This window comes from Lentibacillus kapialis (assembly GCF_014646635.1).
In the GTDB taxonomy this organism is placed as follows: domain Bacteria; phylum Bacillota; class Bacilli; order Bacillales; family Amphibacillaceae; genus Lentibacillus; species Lentibacillus kapialis.
Genome location: NZ_BMNQ01000148.1, coordinates 1 through 501 on the forward strand (window position 1 = coordinate 1; position 501 = coordinate 501).

A 501-nucleotide genomic window follows, 5' to 3' on the forward strand; every position below is an offset into this window, starting at 1 on the left:
CGAATATCTCCTTTCTCCCAAGTTTTCTTATTCCATATTACCAGCATACCTTATACACGATTGTCGATTGGGTGCGTCAGTTCCTGGAGGAGGGCAAAGTGAATGGATGTCGTCAACAGCTGGCTCAGCTCGTGAAGCGCTTTTGTGAGACAATTCATTGGACGCATAGTTTTTTTGTGGATGCGGGTCATCATCTTGGATTATCAAAGGACATAAAAAAAGAGGCCCAAAAATATATGAAAATGATCCACGATATTGGCGTATCCCCCTTCTATCGAAGGAGCTGGGGTCACTTATCATCATATTTTATGGGCAAATTAATTTTACCATATTTAACACCTGAAAAAAATATTATGCATCCCACATAAATGTTGCCTATGAATCTCTTGTCGGAAAAGGTAGAATAAAAGCAATGGATAACCGGTTGTCCTTCTATCAAAAGGAGGAAAAAGTCATGAATGAAAAGACACGGGAAGAAATTGCTTTATTTCGCTATGGCTT

General features: G+C 39.3%; 1 protein-coding gene. It reads left to right on the plus strand.

Annotation, left to right across the window (positions count from 1 at the left end):
- Window positions 1–368: hypothetical protein (locus IEW67_RS18290; RefSeq protein WP_229671970.1), on the plus strand; the 368-nt coding region annotated here is incomplete at its 5' end.
- Window positions 369–501: the final 133 nt, after the last annotated feature.